General features: G+C 65.0%; 22 protein-coding genes. 15 read left to right on the forward strand and 7 right to left on the reverse strand.

Translation table 11 applies throughout. The annotated features are described in order from the left end of the window. Positions 1-269 precede the first annotated feature (269 nt). On the reverse strand, positions 270-1,679 hold the full coding sequence (gene purB / locus Q2T94_RS11125) for an adenylosuccinate lyase (RefSeq protein ID WP_302264349.1): 1,410 nt from the start codon (positions 1,677-1,679) through the stop codon (positions 270-272). Between the two features lie 180 nt (positions 1,680-1,859). On the opposite strand from purB, the gene Q2T94_RS11130 reads away from it, so the two are divergent. Next, positions 1,860-2,180, forward strand: coding sequence for a hypothetical protein (locus tag Q2T94_RS11130; protein ID WP_302264351.1), 321 nt, complete (start codon positions 1,860-1,862; stop codon positions 2,178-2,180). 26 nt (positions 2,181-2,206) lie between these two features. After that, the gene (locus tag Q2T94_RS11135) at positions 2,207-3,631 is read left to right on the forward strand and encodes a hypothetical protein (RefSeq protein ID WP_302264353.1); all 1,425 of its coding nucleotides are present in this window, start codon (positions 2,207-2,209) and stop codon (positions 3,629-3,631) included. A gap of 40 nt (positions 3,632-3,671) precedes the next feature. On the opposite strand, the gene Q2T94_RS11140 is transcribed toward Q2T94_RS11135, so the two are convergent. After that, positions 3,672-4,064 carry a phage holin family protein gene (locus Q2T94_RS11140; RefSeq protein ID WP_264269540.1) on the reverse strand — a complete coding sequence of 131 codons (393 nt, stop codon included), beginning with the start codon at positions 4,062-4,064 and terminating at the stop codon, positions 3,672-3,674. A 118-nt stretch (positions 4,065-4,182) separates the two neighbouring features. On the opposite strand from Q2T94_RS11140, the gene Q2T94_RS11145 reads away from it, so the two are divergent. From Q2T94_RS11145 to Q2T94_RS11205, 13 genes are all read left to right on the forward strand, one after another. Further along, a complete protein-coding gene (locus Q2T94_RS11145; RefSeq protein WP_302264354.1) occupies positions 4,183-5,304 on the forward strand; it encodes a histidinol-phosphate transaminase in 1,122 nt (373 codons plus the stop codon). Positions 5,305-5,427: 123 nt separating this feature from the next. Further along, complete coding sequence (gene pdhA, locus Q2T94_RS11150) at positions 5,428-6,576, forward strand: pyruvate dehydrogenase (acetyl-transferring) E1 component subunit alpha (RefSeq protein ID WP_302264355.1); 1,149 nt, start codon at positions 5,428-5,430, stop codon at positions 6,574-6,576. Next, the gene (locus Q2T94_RS11155; RefSeq protein WP_302264357.1) at positions 6,573-7,553 is read left to right on the forward strand and encodes an alpha-ketoacid dehydrogenase subunit beta; all 981 of its coding nucleotides are present in this window, start codon (positions 6,573-6,575) and stop codon (positions 7,551-7,553) included. The genes pdhA and Q2T94_RS11155 overlap by 4 nt, the downstream gene beginning before the upstream one ends. Positions 7,554-7,615: 62 nt before the next feature. After that, complete coding sequence (locus Q2T94_RS11160) at positions 7,616-9,046, forward strand: dihydrolipoamide acetyltransferase family protein (RefSeq protein ID WP_264269536.1); 1,431 nt, start codon at positions 7,616-7,618, stop codon at positions 9,044-9,046. Between the two features lie 111 nt (positions 9,047-9,157). Next, positions 9,158-9,937: a hypothetical protein gene (locus tag Q2T94_RS11165; RefSeq protein ID WP_302264359.1), complete on the forward strand. Its 780-nt coding sequence runs from the start codon at positions 9,158-9,160 to the stop codon at positions 9,935-9,937. 291 nt (positions 9,938-10,228) lie between these two features. Then, on the forward strand, positions 10,229-11,044 hold the full coding sequence (locus Q2T94_RS11170) for a hypothetical protein (RefSeq protein ID WP_302264360.1): 816 nt from the start codon (positions 10,229-10,231) through the stop codon (positions 11,042-11,044). 1 nt (position 11,045) lies between these two features. After that, positions 11,046-11,726: a phosphoribosylanthranilate isomerase gene (locus Q2T94_RS11175; protein ID WP_302264363.1), complete on the forward strand. Its 681-nt coding sequence runs from the start codon at positions 11,046-11,048 to the stop codon at positions 11,724-11,726. Between the two features lie 173 nt (positions 11,727-11,899). Continuing rightward, positions 11,900-12,793, forward strand: coding sequence for a LysR substrate-binding domain-containing protein (locus Q2T94_RS11180; protein ID WP_264269532.1), 894 nt, complete (start codon positions 11,900-11,902; stop codon positions 12,791-12,793). Further along, a complete protein-coding gene (locus Q2T94_RS11185) occupies positions 12,790-13,890 on the forward strand; it encodes an enolase C-terminal domain-like protein (RefSeq protein ID WP_302264365.1) in 1,101 nt (366 codons plus the stop codon). The genes Q2T94_RS11180 and Q2T94_RS11185 overlap by 4 nt, the downstream gene beginning before the upstream one ends. A 33-nt stretch (positions 13,891-13,923) precedes the next feature. After that, entirely contained in the window at positions 13,924-14,202 is a 279-nt protein-coding gene (catC, locus tag Q2T94_RS11190; protein ID WP_264269530.1) for a muconolactone Delta-isomerase, read from the forward strand. 283 nt (positions 14,203-14,485) lie between these two features. Next, positions 14,486-15,340: a catechol 1,2-dioxygenase gene (catA, locus tag Q2T94_RS11195; protein WP_302264367.1), complete on the forward strand. Its 855-nt coding sequence runs from the start codon at positions 14,486-14,488 to the stop codon at positions 15,338-15,340. Between the two features lie 171 nt (positions 15,341-15,511). Next, entirely contained in the window at positions 15,512-16,063 is a 552-nt protein-coding gene (locus Q2T94_RS11200) for a flavin reductase family protein (protein ID WP_302264369.1), read from the forward strand. 81 nt (positions 16,064-16,144) lie between these two features. After that, positions 16,145-16,333, forward strand: a complete 189-nt coding sequence (locus tag Q2T94_RS11205; protein WP_302264371.1) for a hypothetical protein — start codon at positions 16,145-16,147, stop codon at positions 16,331-16,333. Between the two features lie 173 nt (positions 16,334-16,506). Here the strand turns inward: Q2T94_RS11205 and Q2T94_RS11210 are convergent, their stop codons facing one another. The 5 genes from Q2T94_RS11210 to benC all read right to left on the reverse strand — a co-directional run bounded on the left by Q2T94_RS11210 (position 16,507) and on the right by benC (position 24,060). After that, the gene (locus tag Q2T94_RS11210) at positions 16,507-17,301 is read right to left on the reverse strand and encodes an alpha/beta fold hydrolase (protein ID WP_302264374.1); all 795 of its coding nucleotides are present in this window, start codon (positions 17,299-17,301) and stop codon (positions 16,507-16,509) included. A 38-nt stretch (positions 17,302-17,339) separates the two neighbouring features. Then, positions 17,340-20,015 (reverse strand): helix-turn-helix transcriptional regulator, encoded by a 2,676-nt coding sequence (locus Q2T94_RS11215; protein WP_264269525.1) that lies wholly within the window; start codon positions 20,013-20,015, stop codon positions 17,340-17,342. A gap of 100 nt (positions 20,016-20,115) precedes the next feature. Then, complete coding sequence (locus tag Q2T94_RS11220; protein WP_264269524.1) at positions 20,116-21,477, reverse strand: MFS transporter; 1,362 nt, start codon at positions 21,475-21,477, stop codon at positions 20,116-20,118. Positions 21,478-21,664: 187 nt separating this feature from the next. Continuing rightward, positions 21,665-22,504, reverse strand: a complete 840-nt coding sequence (locus Q2T94_RS11225) for a 1,6-dihydroxycyclohexa-2,4-diene-1-carboxylate dehydrogenase (RefSeq protein WP_264269523.1) — start codon at positions 22,502-22,504, stop codon at positions 21,665-21,667. Beyond that, positions 22,501-24,060, reverse strand: coding sequence for a benzoate 1,2-dioxygenase electron transfer component BenC (gene benC / locus Q2T94_RS11230; RefSeq protein WP_302264375.1), 1,560 nt, complete (start codon positions 24,058-24,060; stop codon positions 22,501-22,503). Before benC ends, Q2T94_RS11225 begins: the two co-directional genes overlap by 4 nt. Between the last annotated feature and the right edge of the window lie 119 nt (positions 24,061-24,179).

Raw genomic sequence — 24,179 nt, forward strand, 5'->3', positions numbered from 1 at the left:
GACGTATCGTCCCCTCGTGCCTGGTGGTTGATGCCTTCAAGCATTGCCGAGGGAAGTTTCACCTGGACGCACGTGTTGTTGCGGGAAGCGAACATGTAGATCACCGAGGTGCCCGGGAGGGGGAGGAAAAGGAAACCTGGCCGAAACATCGTCCCTGCCGCCTGCCAGATGTCTCGTTAAAAAAGGCCGTGGCCTGCCCGGATCCAAAAGGATCCCGACAGGCCACAGCCTTGAGGTGCCAGGCCGCACCCCCAGAAAAATAGGTGCGGCTACTTCTTCAGGTGGTCAACCAGCTTCGAGGCGATGCCGTTGTAGGACCCCGGGGTCAGCTCCAGCAGGCGTGCCTCGGCCTCGGTGGACAGGCCCAGTGAGGAGACGAACTCCTGCATGCGGGCCGCGTCGACGCGCTGGCCGCGGGTCAGGTCCTTGAGGCGCTCGTACGGGTTTTCCATGCCTTCGACCCCGGCGATGGCCTCGGCGCGCATGACCATCTGGATGGCCTCGCCGAGCACCTCCCAGTTGTGCTCCAGGTCGTTGGCCAGCACGGCCTCGGCAACGTCCAGGCGGTCAAGGCCCTTGGCGACGTTGGAGATCGCCAGCAGCGAGTGGCCGAAGGCGGTACCGATGTTGCGCTGCGAGGAGGAGTCGGTGAGGTCGCGCTGCCAGCGGCTGGTCACCAGGGTGGCGCCCAGTGTGTCGAGCAGGCCGTTGGAGATCTCCAGGTTCGCCTCGGCGTTTTCGAAGCGGATCGGGTTGACCTTGTGCGGCATGGTCGAGGAGCCGGTGGCGCCTGCAACGGGGATCTGCGCGAAGTAGCCGATGGAGATGTAGCTCCACACGTCGGTGCACAGGTTGTGCAGGATCCTGTTGAAGCGTGCCATGTCGGCGTAGAGCTCGGCCTGCCAGTCGTGGGACTCGATCTGGGTGGTCAGCGGGTTCCAGGTCAGGCCCAGGCCCTCGACGAAGGAACGCGAGACCTCCTGCCAGTCGGCGGAGGGGACCGAGGCGTAGTGGGCGGCGTAGGTGCCGGTGGCGCCGTTGATCTTGCCCAGGAACTCGGTCTTCTCGATGCGGTTCAGCTGGCGGGTCAGGCGCCAGGCCAGCACGGCCAGTTCCTTGCCCAGGGTGGTCGGGGTGGCCGGCTGTCCGTGGGTGCGCGAGAGCATCGGTACGTCGCGGGATTCTTCTGCCATGTCGGTGATCTGTGCGACCAACGTGCGGGCCGCGGGCAGCCAGACGTTCAGGACGGCGTCCTTGACGCCCAGGGCGTAGGAGAGGTTGTTGATGTCCTCGGAGGTGCAGCCGAAGTGGACCAGTGCGGTGAGGTCCTCGATCCCGATGTTCCCCAGGCGGCGGCCGATGTAGTACTCCACTGCCTTCACGTCGTGCACCGTGACGGCTTCGATCTCGGCAAGCTCGGCCACGGAGGCGGCGTTGAAGTCGGTGACGATCTTGCGAAGTGAGGTGCGCTGGGCCTCGGTGAGCGGGGAGGTGCCCGGCAGCACGGAGTTGTCGGTCAAGTGGATCAGCCACTCGACTTCCACGTGGACGCGGTCGCGGTTCAGCGCCGCTTCGGAGAGGTGGTCGACCAGTGGGGCCACGGCGGCACGGTAACGACCGTCCAGGGCACCTAGGGCGAGGGGTTCGGATGCAAGTGAAATGCGCGCGGAATCAGCCATGATGCCCATTCTTTCACGATTCAACCGTATGATGCCCAGCGCGTGACGCCGCCCACTTCACGGTTATCCACACGCCGTCGCCTCCAGCGCGCCGCCGGGGCCAGCTGCAATCACTGTTGGGTCCAGGACAACGACACCGGGAAACCGGTCCGGACATGGAAAGGATGCGGTGAATAGACCATGTTGGAGGCCATTGCCGACGAAATGCTCATGCGGGTGGTGGCCGCCCAGGCCGCTGTGTACCGGGCCCGCGAACAACTTGAACAGGTGCAGGCCCTGCAATGGGAGTCCCCGGCCGGAAGGGCGTTCCGTGACCGGGCTGCGGAACTAGCCGGCAATGTCGCGGACCTGGACACCAGGTTGGAAGCGGCCCGCGGGGAAATCTGGGCCGCTCGCGCCGACTTGGCCGAGCTCGAGTCGACCATCCTGGCCACCATGGGAACTTTGGGGCCCATCCTCACTCCCGGTGCCTTGCCGCGCGGGTTGTTCAGTGGGTTGTAAGGCGCGAAAGGGGAGGTAAGACGGACATGGGATACGAAGTGCACGGGGGACTGGGCTCCATCCGGTTTTCCATCACCGAAATGGAACGAACCAGCTCGATGCTCATGCGCGCCGGTGCGGACCTGTTGGAAGCGACATCCTTCTTGGCCAGGTCCCCACAGATCCCGGCAACCATGCTGGCGCTGGGCACGGTGTTGTTGCGTGCGCGCGTACTTGGCGCCGTGGCGGCCGTGGCCGAGGCTGCCGGGTCATGCACGGCACGAGCCGCGGAGACGGGAGTGCTGGCGTTGAAGGTCTCTACAGCGCGCATCACCTACGAGCAGGCCGAATCCGCGGTGCAACGCAAAGTGAACGAAGCGCGCGGAAACCAGTTGCCGCTGACCTTCATGTGGGACCTGGCCAGCAACAACGGCCGGCCGCGCATGCAAACAACAGAGGACATCATCAACCAGCTGCCGAACGCCCTCGGCCTGCCCTTTGGGTTTCTGCGCGACACCGAGCACGGTGGCCTGTTTGATTCCTCAGTGACCGACCGCCTCTACCCGCAACTCACCGACTTCCTGAGCGACCAGAACCTCGTGCACCTGGGGCCGATCGAGGTGGTCGGACATGGCCCGGAGCAGGTTGTGGGATTCGACGGCAGCATCGAATCCCTGGTGGACTTGCAGAAGGTGGCGGAACGCGAACCGCCGGGCAGCCTGCTGATTACCCGGGTCGAAGCCCCCGAAGGCAGTGTCTACGTGTTGACGATTCCCGGGACCCAATCCGATCCGCCCATGGACCGCCAAGGGAACGTCCGCCGGGTCGAGGGCGCGGAGCCCGAACAGGAGCCGGGAAACCCCTGGGACGGGGTTGGCATCATCGAGGGCATGGGCAATGATTCGAAGAATCTTGTCCCCGCCGTTGAGGACGCCCTAAGACAGTCCGGAGCACGCAACGGGGACCGCGTGGTGGTGACCGGATACAGCCAAGGTGGAATCCACGCCGTCAACATCGTCAACAACGAACATCTCGGAAAGCTCTTTGACTTCCAGCATCTTTCAACGTTCGGCGCCCCGACGGGGCGGACCCCGGTTCCAAGTGACACCCAGGCACTGCATCTGGAAGACAAATACGACCTGGTTCCCGGTACCGACGGGACCACGAACCCTGATGAGCGGAACCGCCTGACAGTTGTCTTCGACGGTCCTGACCAGGCAAAGAACCTGGGAAACGACGGATTCGGCGAGGCCCACAAGCTGGAGAACTACGACTCGCATGCCAAGGAGCTGCGTGGTGCCACGGATCCCGGGGTCGTTGAATCACTTGGATTGTTGGGTGCCCTTTTTGGCCGGTCCAGGCAGGGAAAGGTCCGATCGTACCAATTGGCCCGCCAACCCAAACCCAGGATCAAGGTGCCCGCGAAGGACGGGAAGCACGGGCGCCTGAACAGGATTGCTCCGTCGCGCTAGGGCGCGCACCGCTCGCCGGGTCTGGCTTCGGGCGGGGACGCTACCGTTTGGCCGGAGCGATCCAACCCATCACGGCGGAGATGATGGAAACAATCAGGGCGCCGATGATGGCGTCCCAGAAGAACTGGTCGACGTGCAGCCCAAAGGGCAGGTATTGAGTCAACCACGAGGTCAGCATCAGCATGCCGGCGTTGATGACCAAGGTGAAGAGACCCAGGGTCAAGCAGGTGATGGGCAACGACAACAAACTCACGATGGGCCGGACCACCGCGTTGACCAGCCCGAAGACCAGGCCCACCACCAAATAGGCCAAGACCAGGCCAACGGTTTTGTCCGAGGACGGTGCAGCAGTGACAGTGATGCCAGGCAGGACCCACGCGGCGGCCGCAAGGGCCAGCGCGTTGATCACCACCCGGAGGATGAACGCAATCATGGACCCATACTGGCATACCTTTCTGCGTTCCGGCCGCGTGGGCCAGCCGATTCCCGGAGAGAGATTGCCAATGCAACACATGGGGTACGCCGCGAGGGCAAGGGCTAAGCTTTGGGTCATGACCACCGAAAACCCAGCGCCTCGCGATCCGGTACAGCCCCGCACCGTCATCGGCCGGATGCCGAAGTATGTTGCGGGCAAGCCTCCTCGCGAAATACCTGGCCTGAACGCCTACAAGCTTTCTTCGAACGAAACCCCCCTGCCGCCGATCCCGGAGGTCATGGAAGCGATTCGCGCCCAGCTCGACATCAACCGCTACCCGGATCCAATGTCGACGAAGCTTCGCACAGCACTGGCCGCGTTCCTTTCGGTCCCTGTCGATGACATCGTCACCGGTGCGGGTTCGCTCGGGGCACTGACCCAGATCCTGGCCACCTTTGCCGGTCAGGACGACGACGGTGTCCAGGACGAAGTGATCTTTGCCTGGCGATCCTTCGAGGCCTACCCGATCGTGGTGGAAACCGCAGGGGCGCTGCCCGTACAGATTCCCCTGCTGGCCGATGGACGCCACGACCTGGAAGCCATGGCCGCGGCGGTCAACGAACGCACTTCGGTGATCCTGCTGTGCACCCCGAACAATCCCACCGGTCCGGCGCTGTTGCGAGACCAGGTCGAGGCCTTTATCGCCAAGGTTCCCTCCAACGTGCTGATCGTCATTGACGAGGCCTACCAGGAATTCGTGCGGGACACGCAGGCCGTGAACGGGATCGACACCTACCGCAGCCACCCGAATGTGATGGTGCTTCGGACCTTCTCCAAGGCGCACGGGCTGGCAAACCTCCGCGTGGGGTACTCGGTCTCACACCCGGAGGTCACCCAACACATTCGAGTCGCCGCGACGATGTTCGCCGTCTCGTCCGTGGCCGAGGATGCTGCCGTGGCCTCCCTGGCCCACTACGACAAGGTTGTGGAAAGGGTACAAAGGATCGTTGACGAACGTACCCGCGTGGTTGCCGGTCTCGAGGAACTCGGATGGAAGATTCCGGCCGCCGAGGGCAACTTCGTGTGGTTGCCGCTGGGTGCCAATACCGCCGAATTCGTTGAGCTGGCTTCGGAGCAAGCACTGGCCGTGCGTGGGTTCGCCGGCGAAGGCGTGAGGGTGAGTATTGGCGAGGAAGAGGCCAACACCCGCTTCCTCAAGCTTTGTCGGAACTATCCAAAAGGCTCGACGCTTTCCTAGGGGCGGATAAGTCGTGATTTGCGGCGTTTCACCGCTAGGCTAGAACAGACAAAACCGCTATATGCCCCATGCGGAATCTATTCCGCGCGGGGCATATTTCATGTACGTAAGGACGCCCTCGGTATGACCAACACCGTGCACGAGCCCTCGGAGCAGGCGCTGATCCAGCTACTTACCCCTGAAGGGGAACGTCGCTCGCACGCCGAGTACGACAGCTACATCCAGGACGTCGACGCGGAAATGTTGCGAGGGTTCTTCCGCGACATGGCGCTCACGCGCCGTTTTGACCAGGAAGCCACCGCGCTGCAGCGCCAGGGCCAGCTGGCCCTGTGGGTTCCGCTGCGAGGCCAGGAAGCTGCGCAGATCGGTTCGGGTCGGGCGACCCGGCCCAACGACTACATCTTCCCGACCTACCGCGAACACGGCGTCGCACTGACCCGCAACGTCGATTTCCCCCAGATGCTGCGGATCTTCCGCGGCATTTCCAATGGCGGGTGGGACCCACGGGAAAACAATTTCCACATGTACACCATGGTGCTCGCGGCCCAGATGCCGCACGCCACCGGGTACGCCATGGGCGTGCAGCGCGACCAGGCCGGCTGGGATGCCGAGCGCCTGGAGAAGGACGGCACCGCCGTGGTCGCCTACTTCGGGGACGGGTCCTCCACCGAGGGCGAGGTCCACGAATCCATGGTCTTTGCTGCCAGCTTCAACTCCCCGGTGGTCTTCTTCTGCCAGAACAACCAGTGGGCCATCTCGGTTCCGTTCCACGTGCAGTCCAAGGTGCCCCTGGCCGAGCGTGCCGCCGGCTACGGTTTCCCCGGGATCCGCGTCGACGGCAACGACGTGCTCGCGGTGTTGGCTGTGACCCGTTGGGCCTTGGAACGAGCCCGCCGCGGCGAGGGACCGGTCTTGATCGAGGCAGTCACCTACCGCATGAGCGCACACACCACGGCCGATGATCCGACCAAGTACAGGATGAGTGCCGACGAGGAAGCCTGGGTCGCACGCGACCCGCTGCTGCGCCTGGAAAAGCACCTGAAGGACAACGACCTGGCCGACGAGGTGTTCTTCAAGCAGGTCGTCGTTGACGGAGACGAGATGGCGACCCGGGTCCGCGAGGAAGCCATGGCGTTCCCCGATCCGTCACTCGCCCAGTCCTTCGCAAATGTCTACGCCGAGGCGCACCCGCTAATCCAGGAAGAGCTCAAGTGGCACCTGGAATACGAAGCCGGATTCGCCGACACCACCGAGGAAGGGGCCACCCGATGAGCACCACCACGATGACCCTGGCCAAGGCCATCACCGCCGGGCTCGATGCGGTCCTGGCCAACGACCCCAAGTCCCTGCTCATCGGCGAGGACATCGGGCGCCTGGGCGGGGTCTACCGCGTCACCGACGGGCTGATCGACACCTACGGACCGGACCGCGTGATCGACTCGCCGCTGGGCGAGGCCGGAATCGTGGGCACCAGCATCGGCATGGCCATCCGCGGCTACTCGCCGATCGCCGAGATCCAGTTCGACGGCTTCGTCTTCCCTGCCTTCAACCAGATCACCACCCAGCTGGCCAAGATGCGCGCCCGCTCCGAGGGCCGCTTCGGTGCCCCGGTGGTCATCCGCATTCCCTACGGCGGCGGCATCGGCTCCATCGAGCACCACTCCGAATCCCCGGAGGCGCTCTTCGCGCACACCGCGGGCCTGCGCATCATGGCCCCGTCCAATGCGCACGACGCCTACTGGATGATCCAGCAGGCCGCAGCCTGCCAGGACCCGGTGATCTTCTTCGAACCCAAGCGCCGCTACTGGCTCAAGGGCGAGGTCGACACGTCCAACCCGGCCGCCGACGCCTTCAAGGCCCAGGTCATCCGCCCCGGCGAGGACGCCACCATCGTCACCTACGGCCCGCTGGTGCCCGTCGCCCTGGCGGCGGCCGAGGCGGCGCGCGAGGACGGGCGCAGCGTGGAGGTCATCGACCTGCGCTCGGTCTCCCCGATCGACTTCGACACCATCACCGAATCCGTGGAAAAGACCGGCCGGCTCATCGTGACCCACGAGGCCCCGACCTTTGGCGGCATCGGCGGGGAAATCGCTGCCCGCGTGGGGGAGCGCGCCTTCCTCTCGCTGGAGGCCCCGGTCATCCGCGTGGGCGGATTCCACATGCCCTACCCGGTGGCCAAGGTCGAGGAACAATACCTGCCCGACATCGACAAGGTCCTCGAAGCACTCGATCGGTCCTTCGCCTACTAACTGAGTGGTGCGCACGAGCGCCACCGCACCGCTGCAGCATTGTTTCTTAAAGGAGTCAGACGATGAGCACCTTCAACCTTCCCGATGTCGGCGAAGGCCTCACCGAGGCCGAAATCGTCGGTTGGAAAGTCAAGCCCGGGGACACCGTGGTGGTCAACCAGGTCTTCGTGGAAATCGAGACAGCCAAGTCCCTGGTCGAGCTGCCCAGCCCCTACGCCGGAGTGGTCAAGGAACTGCATGCGGCCGAGGGCGAGACCCTGGCCGTTGGCTCGCCGCTGTTTAGCGTTGACGAGGTCGGTTCCCGGCCAGCCCCGCTGGCCAATGTGCCTGACGTGGCCGACATTGCCGAGGCCGACACCCCGGTCGCCAGCGAAGAACCCGGCCCGCTGGTCGGTTCGGGCCCCAAGGCCGATGCCGTCAAGCGCCGTGCCCGCACCAGCCGCCCGGGAACGAACAAGCCCGCCAAGGGCGCAGGTGCCCAGGGGGCCGCCCCGGTGATCCCGGCAGCGCTTGCCGACACGATTTCCCGGCGCGCCGCAGAAATCGGCCAGGCTTCCACCCGACTGACCGCGGCAGCCAAGCCCGCCGTGGCAGCATTCGTCGACCGTGTCCTGGCCAAGCCGCCGGTGCGCAAGGTCGCCAAGGAACTCGGCGTGGACCTGACCGAGGTCACCGGCACCGGCGGCCGGGGCGAAATCACCCGCGATGACGTGCTCTCCTACAAGGCCCAGCGCGAGGCCGAACGCGACGCCGCACCGATGTTCTGGTCGGCCAAGGGCCAGGAAGAGGACGGACGCCTCATCCGAACCCCGGTGCGCGGCATCCGCAAGGCCACCGCCAAGGCCATGGTCGAATCGGCCTTCACCGCCCCCCACGTGTCGATCTTCGTGGACGTGGATGCCTCGCGCACCATGGAATACGTGGCCCGGCTGAAGAAGAGCCGCGACTTCGAGGGCATCAAGGTCTCTCCGCTGCTGGTGCTGGCCAAGGCCGTCATCTGGGCTGCCGCACGCAACCCCTCCGTCAACGCCTCTTGGGTCGAGACCGAGAACGGGGCGGAGATCCAGGTCAAGCACTTCATGAACCTGGGCATCGCCGCGGCCACGCCGCGCGGCCTGCTGGTCCCCAACATCAAGGAAGCGCAGGATCTTTCCATGCGCGAACTGGCGATTGCGCTCAATGACCTGGCTGCTACCGCCCGGGCCGGCAAGACCTCGCCTGCGGACATGACCGGCGGCACGCTGACGGTGACCAACATCGGCGTGCTGGGAATCGACACCGGCACCCCGATCATCAACCCCGGTGAAGTTGCAATCCTCGCCTTTGGCACCATTCGGCAGAAGCCGTGGGTTGTCGATGGCCAGGTGGTCCCGCGTTGGATCACCACCCTGGGCGGCTCCTTCGACCACCGCGTGGTTGACGGGGACCTGTCGGCGCGCTTCATGGCCGACGTGGCTGCCATCATGCAGGAGCCTGCGCTGCTGCTGGACTGATCGTTATCCTTTCGTGATGCCCGGATGGTCACCGGGCATCACGGGGCGGACATAGGAGGGGTACTGGTACCTTCCGGCAACCTGCCGGAGTCAGAGCCCAAGGAGCACACCGTGAGGAACGCACCGAAACCGTCCGCCCTGTCCGTCCACCCGCCCTTTCGCCGCCGGCGCCTCCTGTTGGCCGCCGGCGCCGTAGCCTCCGCCCTGCTGATCGGCGGCCCGGGGATCGTCCCCGCATTCACCACGTCCGGCCCGGCCTTGGCTAACCCGGCCGTTGCCACCGAGACGCCGGCGTCCATTGACACGTCGGATTGGCAGACCTTCGACAAGTACGGGATCGCCTTCGACTACCCGGCCGACTGGGAAATACTGCCGTATGCCTGCGACGGTTGCGAGGTCGATGATCCGCCGCTGCCGGAGAGCGAGTACACGCCGTGGAACATCGTTGACGGCAACGGGGTGAGGGTGGCCCACGTGTTCCCGAACTTCGTGGGCGACACCGACGGAGACACCGGTTTGTATAGCCGCACCGACCTGGACACCGCTGCGGTGGAAGGGATCGAGTACGAGCCAACAAGCCTGGTCTTCGAGCATGTGAAAATCGATTATTCGCAGGCGTCCGTGACGGGAGTCGAGCGGAAGGCGCAGCAGGCCAAACTGATGATCTCCTCGGACGAGAGGCTGGCAACGCGTGATCAATACCCCTTCCTGCCCGTCTTCCACTCGCGGTCCAAGGCAGCGACCTGGATCCAAACCACGCCGGAGTTCACGGAAGCCGGCGGCATGGACAAGGACCACGTCACGTTGGGCAATGCCAGGCAGTTCATGGACAGTGAGCGCTACCGGACGATGAAGCAGGTCATGCTTTCGGTCCGGGCAAGCTCCTTCTGAGTCCTGTCCCCACTCTCACTTCCCGTCCGTGATCGTTGGGATTATGGGCGGGAAGCCCCTCTTGTGTCGGCGCAGTTCACTGCCGATGTCGCCTCGATTATGCAGGATCCCGCACTGCTGATTAACTGACATGCGTGTTGGTACTTCCGGGAAAAGTGGCCGGATGCCGGTGCAACGCGCAGTGCGCGCATCGCACCGGGCATTTTCAGGCCTTTGCAAGCGCGTATCGGATGGGGCACAGTGGGGAAGGTATCGATGTCCGATTTGGCACTCGCGCCCAGGAGACAACCGATGAGTAAGTGCGCCGACGCCACCGTACCCGGCAAACCGAAGGCAATGACCCGGGCCCTGTTCATCGCCTCGTTGCTCGGGCTTTTCCTCCTGTCGGGATGCGCGGATCCCGGACAATGGGCTCCGAACGACTCCAGCACCGTCGATTCGACCCCCTTCGGCCCGCCACAGGAACCGTCCGATCGGCCCGTGACCGTGGAGGGGGGAAGTGCGATGGCAACTCCCTCACCGAAGCCGGCCGAAGAGGTCGACACCACGGGCTGGAAGACGTTCGCCACCCAGGGGCTGAGCTTTCGATACCCTCCCGACTGGAACATCGAGGAAGACGACTGCAGCAACTGCAACGCCACGGCCAAGCCCCTGGCGGACCCCTTCACCAAATGGGACATCGAGAATTCCGACGGCAACGAGATCGCCGAGTTCCGTGCCGACTCGGCCACCGACACCGACGGGGACACGAGCACCTACAAGCGCACCGTGCTGGAATCCACGCCCGTGGAAGGGGGCTTCCTCGCCCCTGCCGAGGTGGTCTTCGAACACTTCGTCCTGGACATCCCGGGCAAGACCCGGGAACAGAAGGTGCTGCTGATGCTCAACGACGCGGCAGCGACCAAGGCGCGGGACAAGAACCCCGCGCTGAGCTTCTTCCTGCCGAAGCAGGGCCTCGTAGCCCAGCTGACAAGTTCCGATGACCTGGCCGAGGAACTGGGATTCCATGACGACCACGTGAGCCTCGCTGATGCCGGGAAGATCATGCAGAGCCGGGATTACCGCCTGCTGCGCGCGGCGATGCTCAGCATGCGCGTTGAGAAGTAGCATGGAGGCAAACGCCATCAACGAGCCAACGCGGAAGAACCGAGTGAATCACGAGCTGTACGTAAAGATCTGTGGACTTCGCACACCGGAGACCGTCGCGGCGGCCGTCGCCGCCGGCGCCAGCGCGGTGGGCTTCGTTTTTGCCCCCGGAAGTCCGCGAACCGTCGAACCGGAACTCGTGAGGACGCTCGTCGCGCAGGTGCCGGAGCATGTCGAAACCGTCGGGGTCTTCCGCAACCAGCCGGTTCAGGACGTCATCGACCTCGCCCTCCGGGCGGGGGTCGGCACGGTGCAGCTGCACGGCGATGAACCGTACGCCGATCTCGAGGCGCTGCACGCCCAGGGGTTTGCGACGCTGCGGGCCTTCTCAATCGACGGCTATCGCGCGCTGGATGAGGCGGAACGAAGCTGCTGGGAAACCGGGCGGATCCTGCTGGACGCGGTCGAGCCGGGAGCCGGCGTCACCTTTGACGCCACCGAACTCGTTGCGGCACCGCCTGCCGGGACCTGGATCCTTGCCGGGGGGCTGAACCCGGGGAATGTCGCGCACCTGGTGGGCACGCTGCGCCCGGCAGGCGTGGATGTTTCTTCCGGGGTGGAGTCCAGCCGCGGTACCAAGGATGTAGACCTGATCGAAGCATTCATCGCGGCGGCGCGATCCTCCTGCGCAACGAGCCCCTAGCACCGCAATGGCGGCACATTCCGTGTCCCTGATCTCACCCGTGCGGAAGCCGGGAGCGCCACTGATACTTATTGGATCTGAATCGTGCGCATACATGTATTTCCCATAAGTAATCTTTGCGTCCTAATCTGGCAGTGGTGCACATCGGTGCCCCATGACCGGAGGTGGACGACGTGGAAGTACGTCAGATGCGGTACTTCATTGCGGTGGCCGAGGAAAAACACTTCGGTCGTGCGGCCCAGCGCCTGCACATGGCCCAGCCTCCGCTGTCCCAACAAATCAAGTCGCTCGAGGAGCAGCTGGGCACCCAGTTGTTGGTGCGCACTACTCGCAAGGTCGACCTCACCGCCGCCGGCGAATTGCTCCTGACCCGGGCGCGGTTGCTGCTGGCCGAGATCGACAAGCTCGAACAAGACGTCAAGCTCGTGGGGCAGGGAGCCAGCGGCGTACTGCGGGTCGGCGTCTCCGGCACGGCCACCTACCGGCTGATGCCCATGATCGTGCAGGCCGCCCGGGTCCACATGCCCGGCCTGCGCCTGAATGTCCAGGGGGAGATGCTCACGCCCGAAATGGAAATCGCGCTGGAAGAGCAGCGCGTGGATGTCGCCGTACTACGACCGCCAATCCGTTCGAGCCAACTGAGCCTGAAGTTCTTGGAGAAGGACGAACTGGTTGTGGCCCTGCCCGAGGATCACGAACTGGCCTCGCGTGGCTTGCTTGACCTCTCGGACCTGGCCGATGAACCCTTTATCACCTACCCGCTGAGTTCCGCGGTGAACACCATCTCCATCGAGGCCTGCCGCCAGGCGGGCTTCAGCCCCCAAATTGTCCAGGAGACCCAGGAAACCTCGACCCTGCTGTCGTTCGTCGCGGCCGGGATGGGCGTCGCGTTGGTCCCCACCGCCCGGCGCATGTTCGCGTTGCAGGGCATTGTCTTCCGCCAGCTGCGCAATGCGCCGGCGGTCGATCTTGCCGTTGCCTGGAAGACCGACAACGAAACCGCACTGCTGAAAAAGTTCTTGGACCTCTTTGAGGCTCCAGCCCCCACGGAAGGAAACCCGGCGTGAAGATCCTACGCATCGAAGCAATCCCTTATTCGATCCCTTATACGCACCCGCTCAAGTTTGCCAGCGGGCAGGTCACCGATGCCGAGCACGTGCTGGTGCGCCTCCACTCGGATGACGGACTGGTGGGGGAGGCCGATGCCCCGCCGCGGCCCTACACCTATGGCGAGACCCAGGAATCGATCATCACGATCATCGACAACGTCTTCGCACCGCAGTTGATCGGGCTGGATCCCTTCGACCGCGGCAAGGTGCACGAGGTGATGGCCCGAACCATCCACAACCAGGTCGCCAAGGGCGCCCTCGACATCGCCCTGTGGGACCTGTTGGGCAAGGCACTGGGAACCCCGGTGCACAAGCTGCTGGGCGGATACTCCGACTCGATGCGCGTTTCGCACATGCTTGGCTTCCGCCCGGCGCAGGAACTGCTCGACGAGGCGCTGCGCTTCGGCGAGGAGTACGGCATCACCACCTTCAAGCTGAAGGTCGGGCGCCGCCCGCTGGCCCTGGACATCGAGGCCTGCCACGTGTTGCGCGCCGGACTCGGCGACGACGTGGAGCTCTACCTGGATGCCAACCGCGGCTGGACCGCAAACGAGGCCATGGAAGTCCTGCGCCGCACCGAGGGCCTGGGCCTGACGGCGCTGGAAGAGCCTTGTGATGCGAAGGAAGCCATGAGCCGCCGCCGGCTCGTGGAAAAGTCCCCGATCCCCATTGTGGGCGACGAGTCGGTGCCGACGGCAGGCGACGTATCCCGAGAACTGCTCTCCGGTGGCTCAAACGCGATTTGCATCAAGACCGCCCGCAGCGGGTTCACCGAGGCCACGGAGATCCTGGGCCTGTGCACCGGGCTCGGCGTCGATGTCACCATGGGCAACCAGATCGACACCCAGATCGGATCGTTGGCCACCGTGACCTTCGGTGCCGCCCATGAGGCGAGCAACCGCCGCGCCGGTGAGCTGTCCAACTTCCTGGACATGGCCGATGACCTGATTGCCGAGCCCATCCGCATCACCGGTGGCCGCATCTCGGTGCGCAACGTCCCCGGTGTCGGCGCGGCCATTGACGACGAAAAGCTCGCCCGCTACCGCCAGAACTAGCACCCACCAACGACGCTTAATCCAGGAGAAGACATGATATTCCTAGCCCGCATGGACGTAACCTTCCCGGCCCACCTGACCGAGGCCCAAATCGCCGATTTCCAGGTCCGAGAAAAGGAATACTCGGGCCAGCTGCAGAACAGCGGCAAGATGGCAGGCATCTGGCGCATCGTCGGCGAGTACGCCAACCACTCGCTGTTCGATGTCGAATCCAACGACGAGCTGCACCAGATTCTCAGCGGTTTCCCGATGTACCCGTACATGAAGATCAAGGTCACGCCGCTGGCCAAGCACCCGAACTCGATCCGCTAGGCGGATCTGCGGCGGGAACGCCGCAGGGGTGATGCGGAATGGGTCGGGTCCTTTTGGATCCGGCCCATTCCATTGGCCGCGGGGCGTTAATTGCAAGAAAGGCTGCCAGTTGCAGTCCTATATGCATAGCGTCTCAATGGATCGGAAAGAAGTATTTCCCTCTTCTCAATAACCGGCATACATTGAATGCATAGAAAGTCGCTGTGACTGTAGTCACCGCATCATGTGACGTCAGACCAGCGCATCAACACCCCCCTCCAACTGGAGATAGAAGGAGCAACTCGTGAGCACCGAAACCACCGCAAGCGCCGCAGCCTCAGGCAACGCCGCCACCGACCGTTTCCGCCAGTCCGGCAAGACGGCATCGATCACCGCCGACGTCGAGCGCGTCAACCTGCTGGCCAGCAAGCTGATCAAGGCCGCCAACGACATCATCCTCGAAGAGCGCGTCAGCTACGACGAGTTCAACGCACTGAAGGCATGGCTGATCAAGGTCGGCGAAGACGGCGAATGGCCGCTGTTCATGGACGTGTGGCTCGAGCACTCGGTCGAGGAAGTGGCCACCGACCACCGCGAGGGCAACAAGGGCTCCATCGAGGGCCCGTACTACATCCCGGAAGCCCCGGAGCAGAAGTCCCCGGCCACCATTGAGATGCGCGAGGACGAGAAAGGCACCCACCTGCTCTTCCAGGGCCAGGTGCGCTCGACCGACGGCTCGGCACTGAAGAACGCCAAGATCGAGCTGTGGCACGCGGACGAGGAAGGCTTCTACTCGCAGTTCGCTCCGAACATCCCGGACTGGAACCTGCGCGGCACCTTCATCGCAGACGAGGAAGGCAACTTCCAGATCAACACCATGCAGCCTGCCCCGTACCAGATCCCGACCGACGGTGCCTGCGGCCAGTTGATCGCCGCCGCCGGATGGCACGCCTGGCGCCCGGCCCACCTGCACCTGAAGGTCTCCGCACCGGGCCACGAGCTGCTCACCGCCCAGCTGTACTTCCCGGGCGACGCGCACAACGACGACGACATCGCGACCGCTGTGAAGCCGGAACTGCTCCTGGACATCCAGCCGGCAACCGAGGGTGAAGGCGTTCAGACCACCTACGACTTCGTGCTTGACCCCGAGTCCAAGTAGGGTCCACACCCCCACCTCGTCACGGCGGGGCTCCCGGAATGCATTCGGGGACCCCGCCGTTGTCGTACCACCATGCTTTCCGTGATGCCGCGCGCGGCGTCACAAAGGGGTACCAAGACAACACCAAGACCCATTCGTATCCCTGTAATTTGATGTGAAAGAGAACCCGCCATGACCCAGGAAACCATGTCGAAACCGGTGGACGCGATGGAACTGCGGAGCGTATTCGGGCAATTTGCCACCGGCGTCACGGTGGTCACCACACAGGGCACTGACGGCAAACCCTACGGCGCCATGGTGACGGCGTTCGCCGCGGTGTCGATAGATCCGCCCCTGGCCCAGATCATCTTGACCCGCAGCTCCAGGGCCGCCAAGCACCTGGATGGCTCATCCTTCGCCATCAACATCCTTTCGGACGGCCAGCTGGAGGCGGCCAAGCACTTCGCCGGCGAACCGATGGATTGCGAACCCGAGTGGGTCCTGAATGGAAACGTCCCGGTGCTGGTGGGCAACGCAGCCACGCTGGAATGCCGGGCGTGGAACAACTACGACGGAGGCGACCACATCATCGTGGTTGGCGAAGTCAGCTCGGTGGCGCTGGGGGATGCGGATCCGCTGCTCTTCCACGAGGGCACGTTCCGCCGGATCGGTGAACGACTCGAGGACGGACAGGGCGAAAGCTGGTTCGCCGGCGCAAGGTCCTTCCAGCCATTCATCCCGTAACACCACTTGAGCGCCCGCACCGACGGTGCGGATCACTCACCCATCAAATCCATGCATTACTTGGCCCCAAAGGAGCACATCATGTTTGCCTCGGCACGGCGAAAGACCGCAGGAGAACACCGGTCCGCGCGCAACTCGCGGACCACCACCGACACCGTCCAGGAACTAAACCACTGGGCCTGGACCGGATGGATGCCCGACGCAGAACGCGAACTTCCCTATTCCACCCTGCAGGCCACCGAACACCACACCTCAATGCTTGCCGCCTAAACTTTCGTCCACAGCAGCACGGACGGGTGCCGGAGGCCCCGGACAGCAATGACGCTGTCCGGGGCCTCCGGCTTCCTCGCCCCAGGGTGCCCCGCACGCTCGCCACCCTGGCGGATCGAATCGACGCGGCCAAGAATGCCCAGCCGGCTGCCACCTTGTCGATCCTGGGAGGCTCAACCGAGCGAGCCAAGAAATGCCGTCGTATCCGCTGCCACCTGGGCAGGACGTTCCCACAGGACCAGATGCCCTGCCTCCGGATAGATTTTCAGGAAGGAACCGGCGATCCGCTCGCACAGGGTTTCCTCATCCGCCCGCGAAAGCACGGGGTCGCGTCCACCCCACAAAATCAAGGCCGGCGCATCGATGGTTCCCGATTCGGCGGGCGGCGTGGCTTCGCATAGGCCCTCCAAGCTGGCCCGCCAGATGTCCGCGGGCATTGCCGCACCGTCGAGCACCCGGTCCTGAAGGTACCACTCTGGAACCGCATGCTGCAGGGGAAACCAGGACAGGGAATCCCTGACCCAGTCGACGCTCACGGGATCCGTGAGGGCCTCGACCGAATCCGCGAATCCAGGTCGCCCCCGCAGGGCCAAGGGGGTTCCAGCCAACACCAGGGCCTGCACCCGTTGACCGTGGTCTACGGCCAATTGCTGGGCCACGTAACCGCCGCTGGATGAGCCAAGGACGAATGCAGCGGGTACATCCAAGGCATCCAAGATGGCTGCGGCATCGGCAGCTTGTTCCACCAGGGAATAGCCGTCCCCGGGCTTTTCCGCATCACCGTGCCCCCGCAGGTCGGGCGCAAGAACCCTGAAGCCGGCGAGCCTGGGCACCAGGCGGTCGAAGCTTCTCCGGGATTCTCCCCACGCATGCAGCAACATCAGCGGCCTGGCATCCACGTCGCCGTGGACGAAACACGGCACCTCGATCCCCGTGGCCAGACGCAGCTTCAGGACGTCGGATTCCATGTACTCAGGCTACGCCCGGCCATCCGGCATTCCCAAGGCTAGTTGTCGGCGTCCCGATACCGCGCGGCGAGTTCGGTGCGCGAGGATACGCCCAGCTTCGCATAGATCCGGGTCAGGTGGTACTGGACCGTCTTGGCTCCGATGAACAGCTCCTCGGCGGCCTTCTTGTTGCTGGCACCTGCACAAACCAGCGAGGCCACCGCCTTTTCCTGCGAGGTGAGCGAGGACCAGTCGGCGGCGTCCCGGCGCGGGACGCTGATGCCGGTGGCCTTGAGTTCGCGGTTGCAGCGTTCGATGTAAATCGTCGCCCCCAGCTGCGTGTAACCTGCCAGCGCACGGGTCAGCGGACCGGCGGATTCGCCGCGCTTGCCTGCGCGGCGCAACGACTGCCCGTAGGCGTACTCGACATTTGCCCGCAGCACCGGCAGCGTGAGCCCCTGCAACAGGGCCAGTGCCTCCTCGAACGCGTCGCGAGATCCTTCCAGGTCGCCGCGTGAAGCGAGCACCTGCCCGCGCACCACCAGGAAGCGTGCTGTGGTCGAGCGGTGCTTGCACCTGCGGGCGGCCGCCATGAGCGGCTCCATGAACTCCAGGGCCTCGTCATAGCGTTCCTTGCGCACCAACGCATCCGCGTACATGTCGTGCCACGGCCAGAACCCCGGCTCATCGATCCCGCGCGAGCGGTCCAGCAGCAAAAGGGGCTCCAACGCCAGGATGACCTCGTCGTAGTCGGCGCGGGCGCGGGCCGAGGCACCCCTGGCCATCCGGTAGGGCACCTGCATGACCTCGTAGCTTCCGGTCCTGGCCCAGGCCTTGGCCAGGTGGGCCTCGACTTCCTCCTGCTCCCCTCGCATGGCGTGGATCTGCACCGCGGTGTAGTGCAGCAGGGGGCGAACCAGCTCGATGCCGGATCGTTCCTGCAGTGCGACGCCTGCACGCACGGTCTCCAGGGCCTGGTCCCAGTCGCCGGCCGAATACTCGGCCCGGGCCAGCCAGGCCCTGGCCCACAGGGCGATGCGGTGGGATCCTTCGGTGTAGTCGGTGGAGCTGGAGATCATCAGTTCGTGCCGGGCCAGTTCGATTTGGTCCCCGGCCACGTGCAGCCATCCCATGGCCATTTCGGCGCGTTGCCGCTGGGCGCCGGCGGGCAAGGTGGCGAGCATACGCGACAGGATCTTCTCACCCTCGGGCCCCCGGCCCAACATGCCCAGGCCCAGTCCCTGGACGGCCGAGGACTCCACGGCCACCGGGCTTTCCGCTTCGGCCAGCTCCAGGGTCCGTTCGGCCCATGACACAATCCTGTGCCCATCCAGCCGGCCCAGCGAGTCAAGGACCCGGCGCTGGGAAACGGTGGCCATGATGTCGATTTGCTGCGCGTCCTCGGCGCCCGACCACGCGCGGGAGAGCCAGCGGTCAGCTGTCGGCGCCTGGCCCTGGAGGATGGCAATGTAACCGGAGAGCAGGTCGCTCTCGGGGCTGGCCGCCAGGGAAGCCAGTTCCTCGGAGTAGGCCAGGGCGCGGGGCAGTTCGCCGGCAGCCACCGTCGCATCGACGGCCTTGAGCAGGAGAGGCTCGCGGTCCTCGGCGTGGGTCGCAAGATGCGCGGCACGGTGCAGCGCTATGGCGGCCGAAGCCCACTCGCCCTTGCCCGCCTGGCTCTCGGCAAAGAGCTCCAGCTGGTGTGACAGGGCTGGATCGGAAAGCAACGTGGCATCGGCGCGGTGTGCCAGCGCGTCGCCCGCGTTCTCGCCCAGGGCGGCAGCCGCTGCATGCAGGGCCAGGCGGCGCGAGAGAGGGACCAGGTGGTAGACGGCCATGTGATTGATGTGGCCGTTGAACAGCAGCGAAAGGTTTCCGCCGCTGCCGGCAACCTCCACCAGCCCGGAGGCCACGCACTCCTCCAGCAGGGGCAGCGGGTCCCCGACCTCGGCCAGGGCGACGACCCGTTCCAGCCGGGGGCCAACGCCCAGGATGGCGGCGGCCTCGATGACGGAGCGGGCAGGCACCGACAAGGCGTCCAACCGCTCGGAGACCTCTGCGGTGACGGCCCGGGGAGCCGGGAACCGGTGGTTCAGGTGGTTCCAGGTTTCGTCGGGGTTTTCCCGGATCAGTTCCAAGGCGGTGTGGATGTTGCCTGCGGTGTAGCCGGCCAACTGGTCGGCCGCGGCCGCCGAGAGGTCCACGCCGAGCCGGGACACGGAAATTTCCTTCAATGCGGCAGCAGTGGGCGGATCCAGGTCGATCGTGGTGCTGTGCTGTGACTCGAGAAGTTCGCGGGCACCCGGCGGCAGGAAGGCAGCTTCCTCCTCGCGCAGGGTCAGAATGACCAGCAGCTTTTCGGTGCGCAGCCGCCGCCAGGCAAACAGCAACGCGGCGAGGGACTGGGCATCGATCCATTGCAGGTTTTCCAGCAAGAGGATTCCGCTTTGCCTTCCCGCATTGCGGATGAAGGCGAGCAGGCCTTCGGCAAGGGGGGAGTCATCAGTGTCCGTGGGGCCGAGCAATTCCTGCAAGGCCGATCCGGGAACGTTCTTTTCCCACCTCGCGCCCGAGGCACTCCACGAGGCAAGGTGCTTGTTGTTGTCCATGAAACGCCGGACCAAGGCGCTTTTCCCGCACCCGGCCGGCCCGCTGACCACCACCAGCTGGGCGCTGCCGGCCTCGGCCAACTGCAGCAGTCGGGCCATGAGCGCCAGTGTTCGTTGTTGATGCATGGATCCGCCCCAGCCAACCTTTCAATGTATAAAGACGGGGGCCGCGCGAACATCCTTGTCCACGCGGCCCCCGGTGGCCGGTTCTGCAGCCGACCTGTGGTTACTTGGCGATCTTGACCCGTGCCGCGGAGCCGGCCGGCAGCTGGGTCTCGGAGTTGCGCAAGGGAACAAAGGCGGTCACCATTGCACCAACGATAGCAACTCCCGCGAAGACGTAGAAGGCGACGTGGTTTTGCACGCCTGCTGCGATGAGCAGTCCGCCGATCAACGGCCCGAAGATGCCGCCCAGGCGACCGAATCCGGCGCACCAGGCAACCCCGGCGCCGCGGGCGGCGCTGTTGTAGTAGTTGGACACGAACCCGTAGATCAGCACCTGCGTGCCGATGGTACCCACGCCTGCCACGGCAACCAGCCCGAGCAGGATTCCGAAGGGAAGCTGCAGGGTCAGCATCACCATGGCCACCGCGGCGAGGAAGAACGTCGTGGAAACCACGCGCTTGGCACCGACGCGATCGGCGCCCACGGAGGCAATCAACCCGCCGAAGACGGCGCCGGCATTGAGTACCAGCAGGAAGGCGAGCGAGTAGGACTTGCCGTAGCCGAACTGGGTCATGATCTGCGGCAGCCAGGTGTTCAGGCCGTAGGTCAGCATCAGGCCGGCGAAGCTCATCAGGCCCAGCAACAAGGTGGGCAGGGCGTACTTCTTGGAGGCCAGTGCCCGGAAGCCGATCTTTGTGTCGACCGGTTCGGATACAAGTGCGTGGGCACCGTGCGTCGGGGCCGTTTCTGCGATCGGGACGCCGGTGCGGATCGAGACGCGCTCGGCTTCCTCGGTGCGGCCGCGGGCCATGAGCCATTGCGGGGACTCGGGCAGCTTCGTCAGCGCCATGGGCAGCAGGAAGAGCAGCGGGGTTGCGCCGATGAAGAAGAGCCCGCGCCAGCCGACAAGGTCCAGCAGGACGATGGCCAGCAGTGATGCCAGGACCCCGCCCACGGGGACACCGGAGTAGACGATGGCGTTGTAGTAGTTGCGCTTGCCCTTGGGTGCGAATTCGGCCACGACCGCACCTGCGGTGGCAACCAGTGCGCCGACGCCGATTCCGGTGGCGAAGCGCAGGGCGCCGAAAGCGATGACGTTCGGGGCCAGGGCGGTCAGGCCCATGCCCACGGAGAACCAGATGATGCCGGCGATCATGATCTTGCGGCGGCCGAGGTAGTCACCGATCGCGCCGGTGACCAAGGCCCCGACCATGACCCCGAACAGTGCCCAGCTTCCCAGCACACCTGCGGTGGCCGGTCCGATTGCACCGAGCTGGGTCGGGTCATTGAGCAGGGTGGAGACGACGGTGCCGTAGACGACCAGGTCGTATCCATCAAAGATCAGGGCGATCGCGGCGATGGCGACGACCCAGTGGACGGTGTTTTTTTGCTTCTTGGTGGCGCTTGCTTCCGGTGATTTCACGATTTGCTCCATATTTTTATGGGCCCCGGGCGCACGGCTTTGTGCGGGGTTTCGGGGCACGGACAAGTGCCGCAGCGTGAGGCTGCGGGGTGGAAGCCTTGACCCGAAGGATAATCGGGCGGCGGGCCGTGGATAGCACGCAGGCGGCGGGGATACCGCCGCCTGCATGCAATTGAAAGATACCTATCTAGCCGAGGTCCCCTCCGGCCACCGCAAGGGTGCTGCCGGTGATGTATGAAGCCTCGTCGGAGGCCAGGAACACGATGGGTCCTGCCTGTTCGTCGAGGGTTCCGTAACGCTTCATCAGGGTGGAATCGATGGTCTGGTCAACGATCTGCTGGTACCAGGCCTTCTCCTGCTCGCCTTCGGGGGCCGGGCCCCGCTTTACCTGGCGTTCGGGGGCCTCGGTGCCGCCGGGGGCGGTGGCCACCACGCGGATTCCGTGGGCTGCCCCCTCCATGGCCAGGGCCGAGGTGATGGCCTTGACCCCGCCCTTGGCTCCGGCGTACGGGACGCGGTTGAGTCCGCGGGTGGCAACCGAGGAGACGTTCACGATGGTTCCGGAGCCGGCCTTGACCATTTCCGGGAACGCCGCGCGGCACATCCACAGGGTCGGGAAGAGCGAGCGCTGGATTTCCTTCTGGATTTCCTCCGGGGCATAGTGCTCGAACGGCTTGGCCCAAATGGTCCCGCCGACGTTGTTGATGAGCACATCGATCCGGCCGTATTCGGTGACCGCGGCGGTGACCGCGGCCAGCGCGCCCTCAAAGGTTTCGAGGTCGGCGGTGACGCTCAGCGCCTTGACGTCCTGCGCCCGCAGGCCCTCGGCGATGTCGTGCACCAGCGGCGAACGGTCCACCAGGACCAGCTCCGCACCCTCGGCGGCAATGCGCCGGGCCACTGCCCAGCCAATGCCCTGGGCGGCTCCGGTGATGAGCACGACCTTGGAGGCGAAACGGCCCGCGTGGAAGGATTCGGGCAGTGGTGCCGCGGCGGCATGGTTCACCGCCGGGTTGTCGGCGCTCATTTGGACGCGCGCGACGCGGCGGCCATGGTGGCCTTGGCGTGCTCGTTGTGGGCCATGATGGCCGTGCGGGCAGCTGCCAAGTCCTGGTTCTCGAAGGCGGCGACGATTTCCAGGTGGTCGGCGTCGACGGCGCCGTCGATCCAGTGCTCCTGGCGCAGTACCTTGGCCATGGTCGCGGGGACCTCCAGTCGGTTGTACGCCTGCAGCAGGTGTTCGTTGCCGACACAGCGGAACAGGAACTGGTGGAAGGCGTCGTTGGTCACGGTGAATTCCGCGGCGTCCACGAAATTCTCACCCGACAGGGTCTTGCCGGCCAGTTCGGCCAGGACCTTGAATTCGGCCAGCTGCTCAGGGGTCAGCTTGCCCATGGTCAGTTCAACGATGGCCAGTTCCAGGGCCATGCGCGCGTCGAATTGCGCCTGAAAAGTTGCGTGCTCTTCGCCGATTTCGTAGGTGGGCAGGGCTGCCGGAGCCTCCACTGCCTCCACTGCCTCCTCTGCGGGAGCTGCCGGTGCCGGTGCCTCCGGCGCCGCGGCCGCATCGGGAACGACTGCAAGGGCGAACTTCTCGAAGTAGAAGTTCTGCGGCTTGATGCCTTCGGCCTCCAGGTGGCGGCGGACGCCCTCGACCATGGGCGGCGGGCCACAGAGGTAGATATCCACGTCGCCCTCGGCCAGGTGGTGCGGCTCGAAGTGGTTGGTGACGTAGCCCTTCTTTTCCGCGGCGCTGTTCGGGTCCCCGACGACGGTGTCGAAGGTGAAGCCGTCAATGCGCGACTTGTAGTCCTCCAGCACGTCGAGCTCGACCAGGTCGGTGTCGGTGTTGACGCCGTAGATGAGGTGGGTCGGGTGGGGGGTGTCCATGCCCGAGAGCTTTTCCAGGATGGCCAGCAGCGGGGCCAGTCCGGTGCCGCCGGCGAGCAGCAGCGACGTGCGCTTGGGATCGCGCAGGAAGAAGCTGCCCATCGGGCCGGTGAAGTTGATCTGGTCCCCGACGGCTGCGACGTCGCGCATGTAGGTGGACATCAATCCGCCGTCGGTGATGCGGATCAGGAAGGAAAGGGTGGAGACCTCCGGGCCGGAGCTGAAGGAGTACGAGCGGGTCTGGCCGCCGGAGCCGGGAACCTCGATGTTCACGTACTGGCCGGGCAGGAAGGAGAGCTCGTCGCGGTTCTCGATCTCGAGGCTGAACGCGTAGGTCGTCTCGGAGAGGCGGCGGATCTCTGTCAGCGTCGAGGAGTGGGTGGTGGCAGTCGTCTTGGCGACATCCGAGGTCGTGGGGATCTGCAGCACGAGGTCGGACTCGGGCACCATCTGGCACGGGAGGCAGAAGCCCTTCTCGGCCTCGTCGTCGGTCAGTGCCTCCTCGATGTAGTCACCGCCGTCGAACTTGCCGGATTCGCAGAAGGCCTTGCAGGTGCCGCAGGCGCCGTCGCGGCAGTCAAGCGGAATATTGATCCGTGCCTTGTAGGAGGCATCGGCGACGGTTTCGCGGGGTCCGACTTTAATGAACCGGGTAATACCGTCCTCGAAGGCGAGGGCAACCTGATAGGTCATGAGGGGGGCTCTTTTCAAAATAGTGCAGGGTGGTGCGGCAGCTGGTGCAAGGTGGTGGTGCGGGGGCGCAAGATGCGCCCCCGCACCACCAGTCCGGTGGGCCGGGAACGGGCCCCGGT

Origin of the sequence: Paeniglutamicibacter sulfureus (genome assembly GCF_030512175.1) — a bacterium.
GTDB classification, from domain to species: domain Bacteria; phylum Actinomycetota; class Actinomycetes; order Actinomycetales; family Micrococcaceae; genus Paeniglutamicibacter; species Paeniglutamicibacter sulfureus.

Bases quoted from the DNA above. Each gene is read 5' to 3' on its own strand.
- purB (WP_302264349.1), bottom strand. From the start codon at position 1,679: ATGGCTGATTCCGCGCGCATTTCACTTGCATCCGAACCCCTCGCCCTA.
- Q2T94_RS11130 (WP_302264351.1), top strand. From the start codon at position 1,860: ATGTTGGAGGCCATTGCCGACGAAATGCTCATGCGGGTGGTGGCCGCC.
- Q2T94_RS11135 (WP_302264353.1), top strand. From the start codon at position 2,207: ATGGGATACGAAGTGCACGGGGGACTGGGCTCCATCCGGTTTTCCATC.
- Q2T94_RS11140 (WP_264269540.1), bottom strand. From the start codon at position 4,064: ATGATTGCGTTCATCCTCCGGGTGGTGATCAACGCGCTGGCCCTTGCG.
- Q2T94_RS11145 (WP_302264354.1), top strand. From the start codon at position 4,183: ATGACCACCGAAAACCCAGCGCCTCGCGATCCGGTACAGCCCCGCACC.
- pdhA (WP_302264355.1), top strand. From the start codon at position 5,428: ATGACCAACACCGTGCACGAGCCCTCGGAGCAGGCGCTGATCCAGCTA.
- Q2T94_RS11155 (WP_302264357.1), top strand. From the start codon at position 6,573: ATGAGCACCACCACGATGACCCTGGCCAAGGCCATCACCGCCGGGCTC.
- Q2T94_RS11160 (WP_264269536.1), top strand. From the start codon at position 7,616: ATGAGCACCTTCAACCTTCCCGATGTCGGCGAAGGCCTCACCGAGGCC.
- Q2T94_RS11170 (WP_302264360.1), top strand. From the start codon at position 10,229: ATGAGTAAGTGCGCCGACGCCACCGTACCCGGCAAACCGAAGGCAATG.
- Q2T94_RS11175 (WP_302264363.1), top strand. From the start codon at position 11,046: ATGGAGGCAAACGCCATCAACGAGCCAACGCGGAAGAACCGAGTGAAT.
- catC (WP_264269530.1), top strand. From the start codon at position 13,924: ATGATATTCCTAGCCCGCATGGACGTAACCTTCCCGGCCCACCTGACC.
- Q2T94_RS11200 (WP_302264369.1), top strand. From the start codon at position 15,512: ATGACCCAGGAAACCATGTCGAAACCGGTGGACGCGATGGAACTGCGG.
- Q2T94_RS11205 (WP_302264371.1), top strand. From the start codon at position 16,145: ATGTTTGCCTCGGCACGGCGAAAGACCGCAGGAGAACACCGGTCCGCG.
- Q2T94_RS11210 (WP_302264374.1), bottom strand. From the start codon at position 17,301: ATGGAATCCGACGTCCTGAAGCTGCGTCTGGCCACGGGGATCGAGGTG.
- Q2T94_RS11215 (WP_264269525.1), bottom strand. From the start codon at position 20,015: ATGCATCAACAACGAACACTGGCGCTCATGGCCCGACTGCTGCAGTTG.
- Q2T94_RS11225 (WP_264269523.1), bottom strand. From the start codon at position 22,504: ATGAGCGCCGACAACCCGGCGGTGAACCATGCCGCCGCGGCACCACTG.
- benC (WP_302264375.1), bottom strand. From the start codon at position 24,060: ATGACCTATCAGGTTGCCCTCGCCTTCGAGGACGGTATTACCCGGTTC.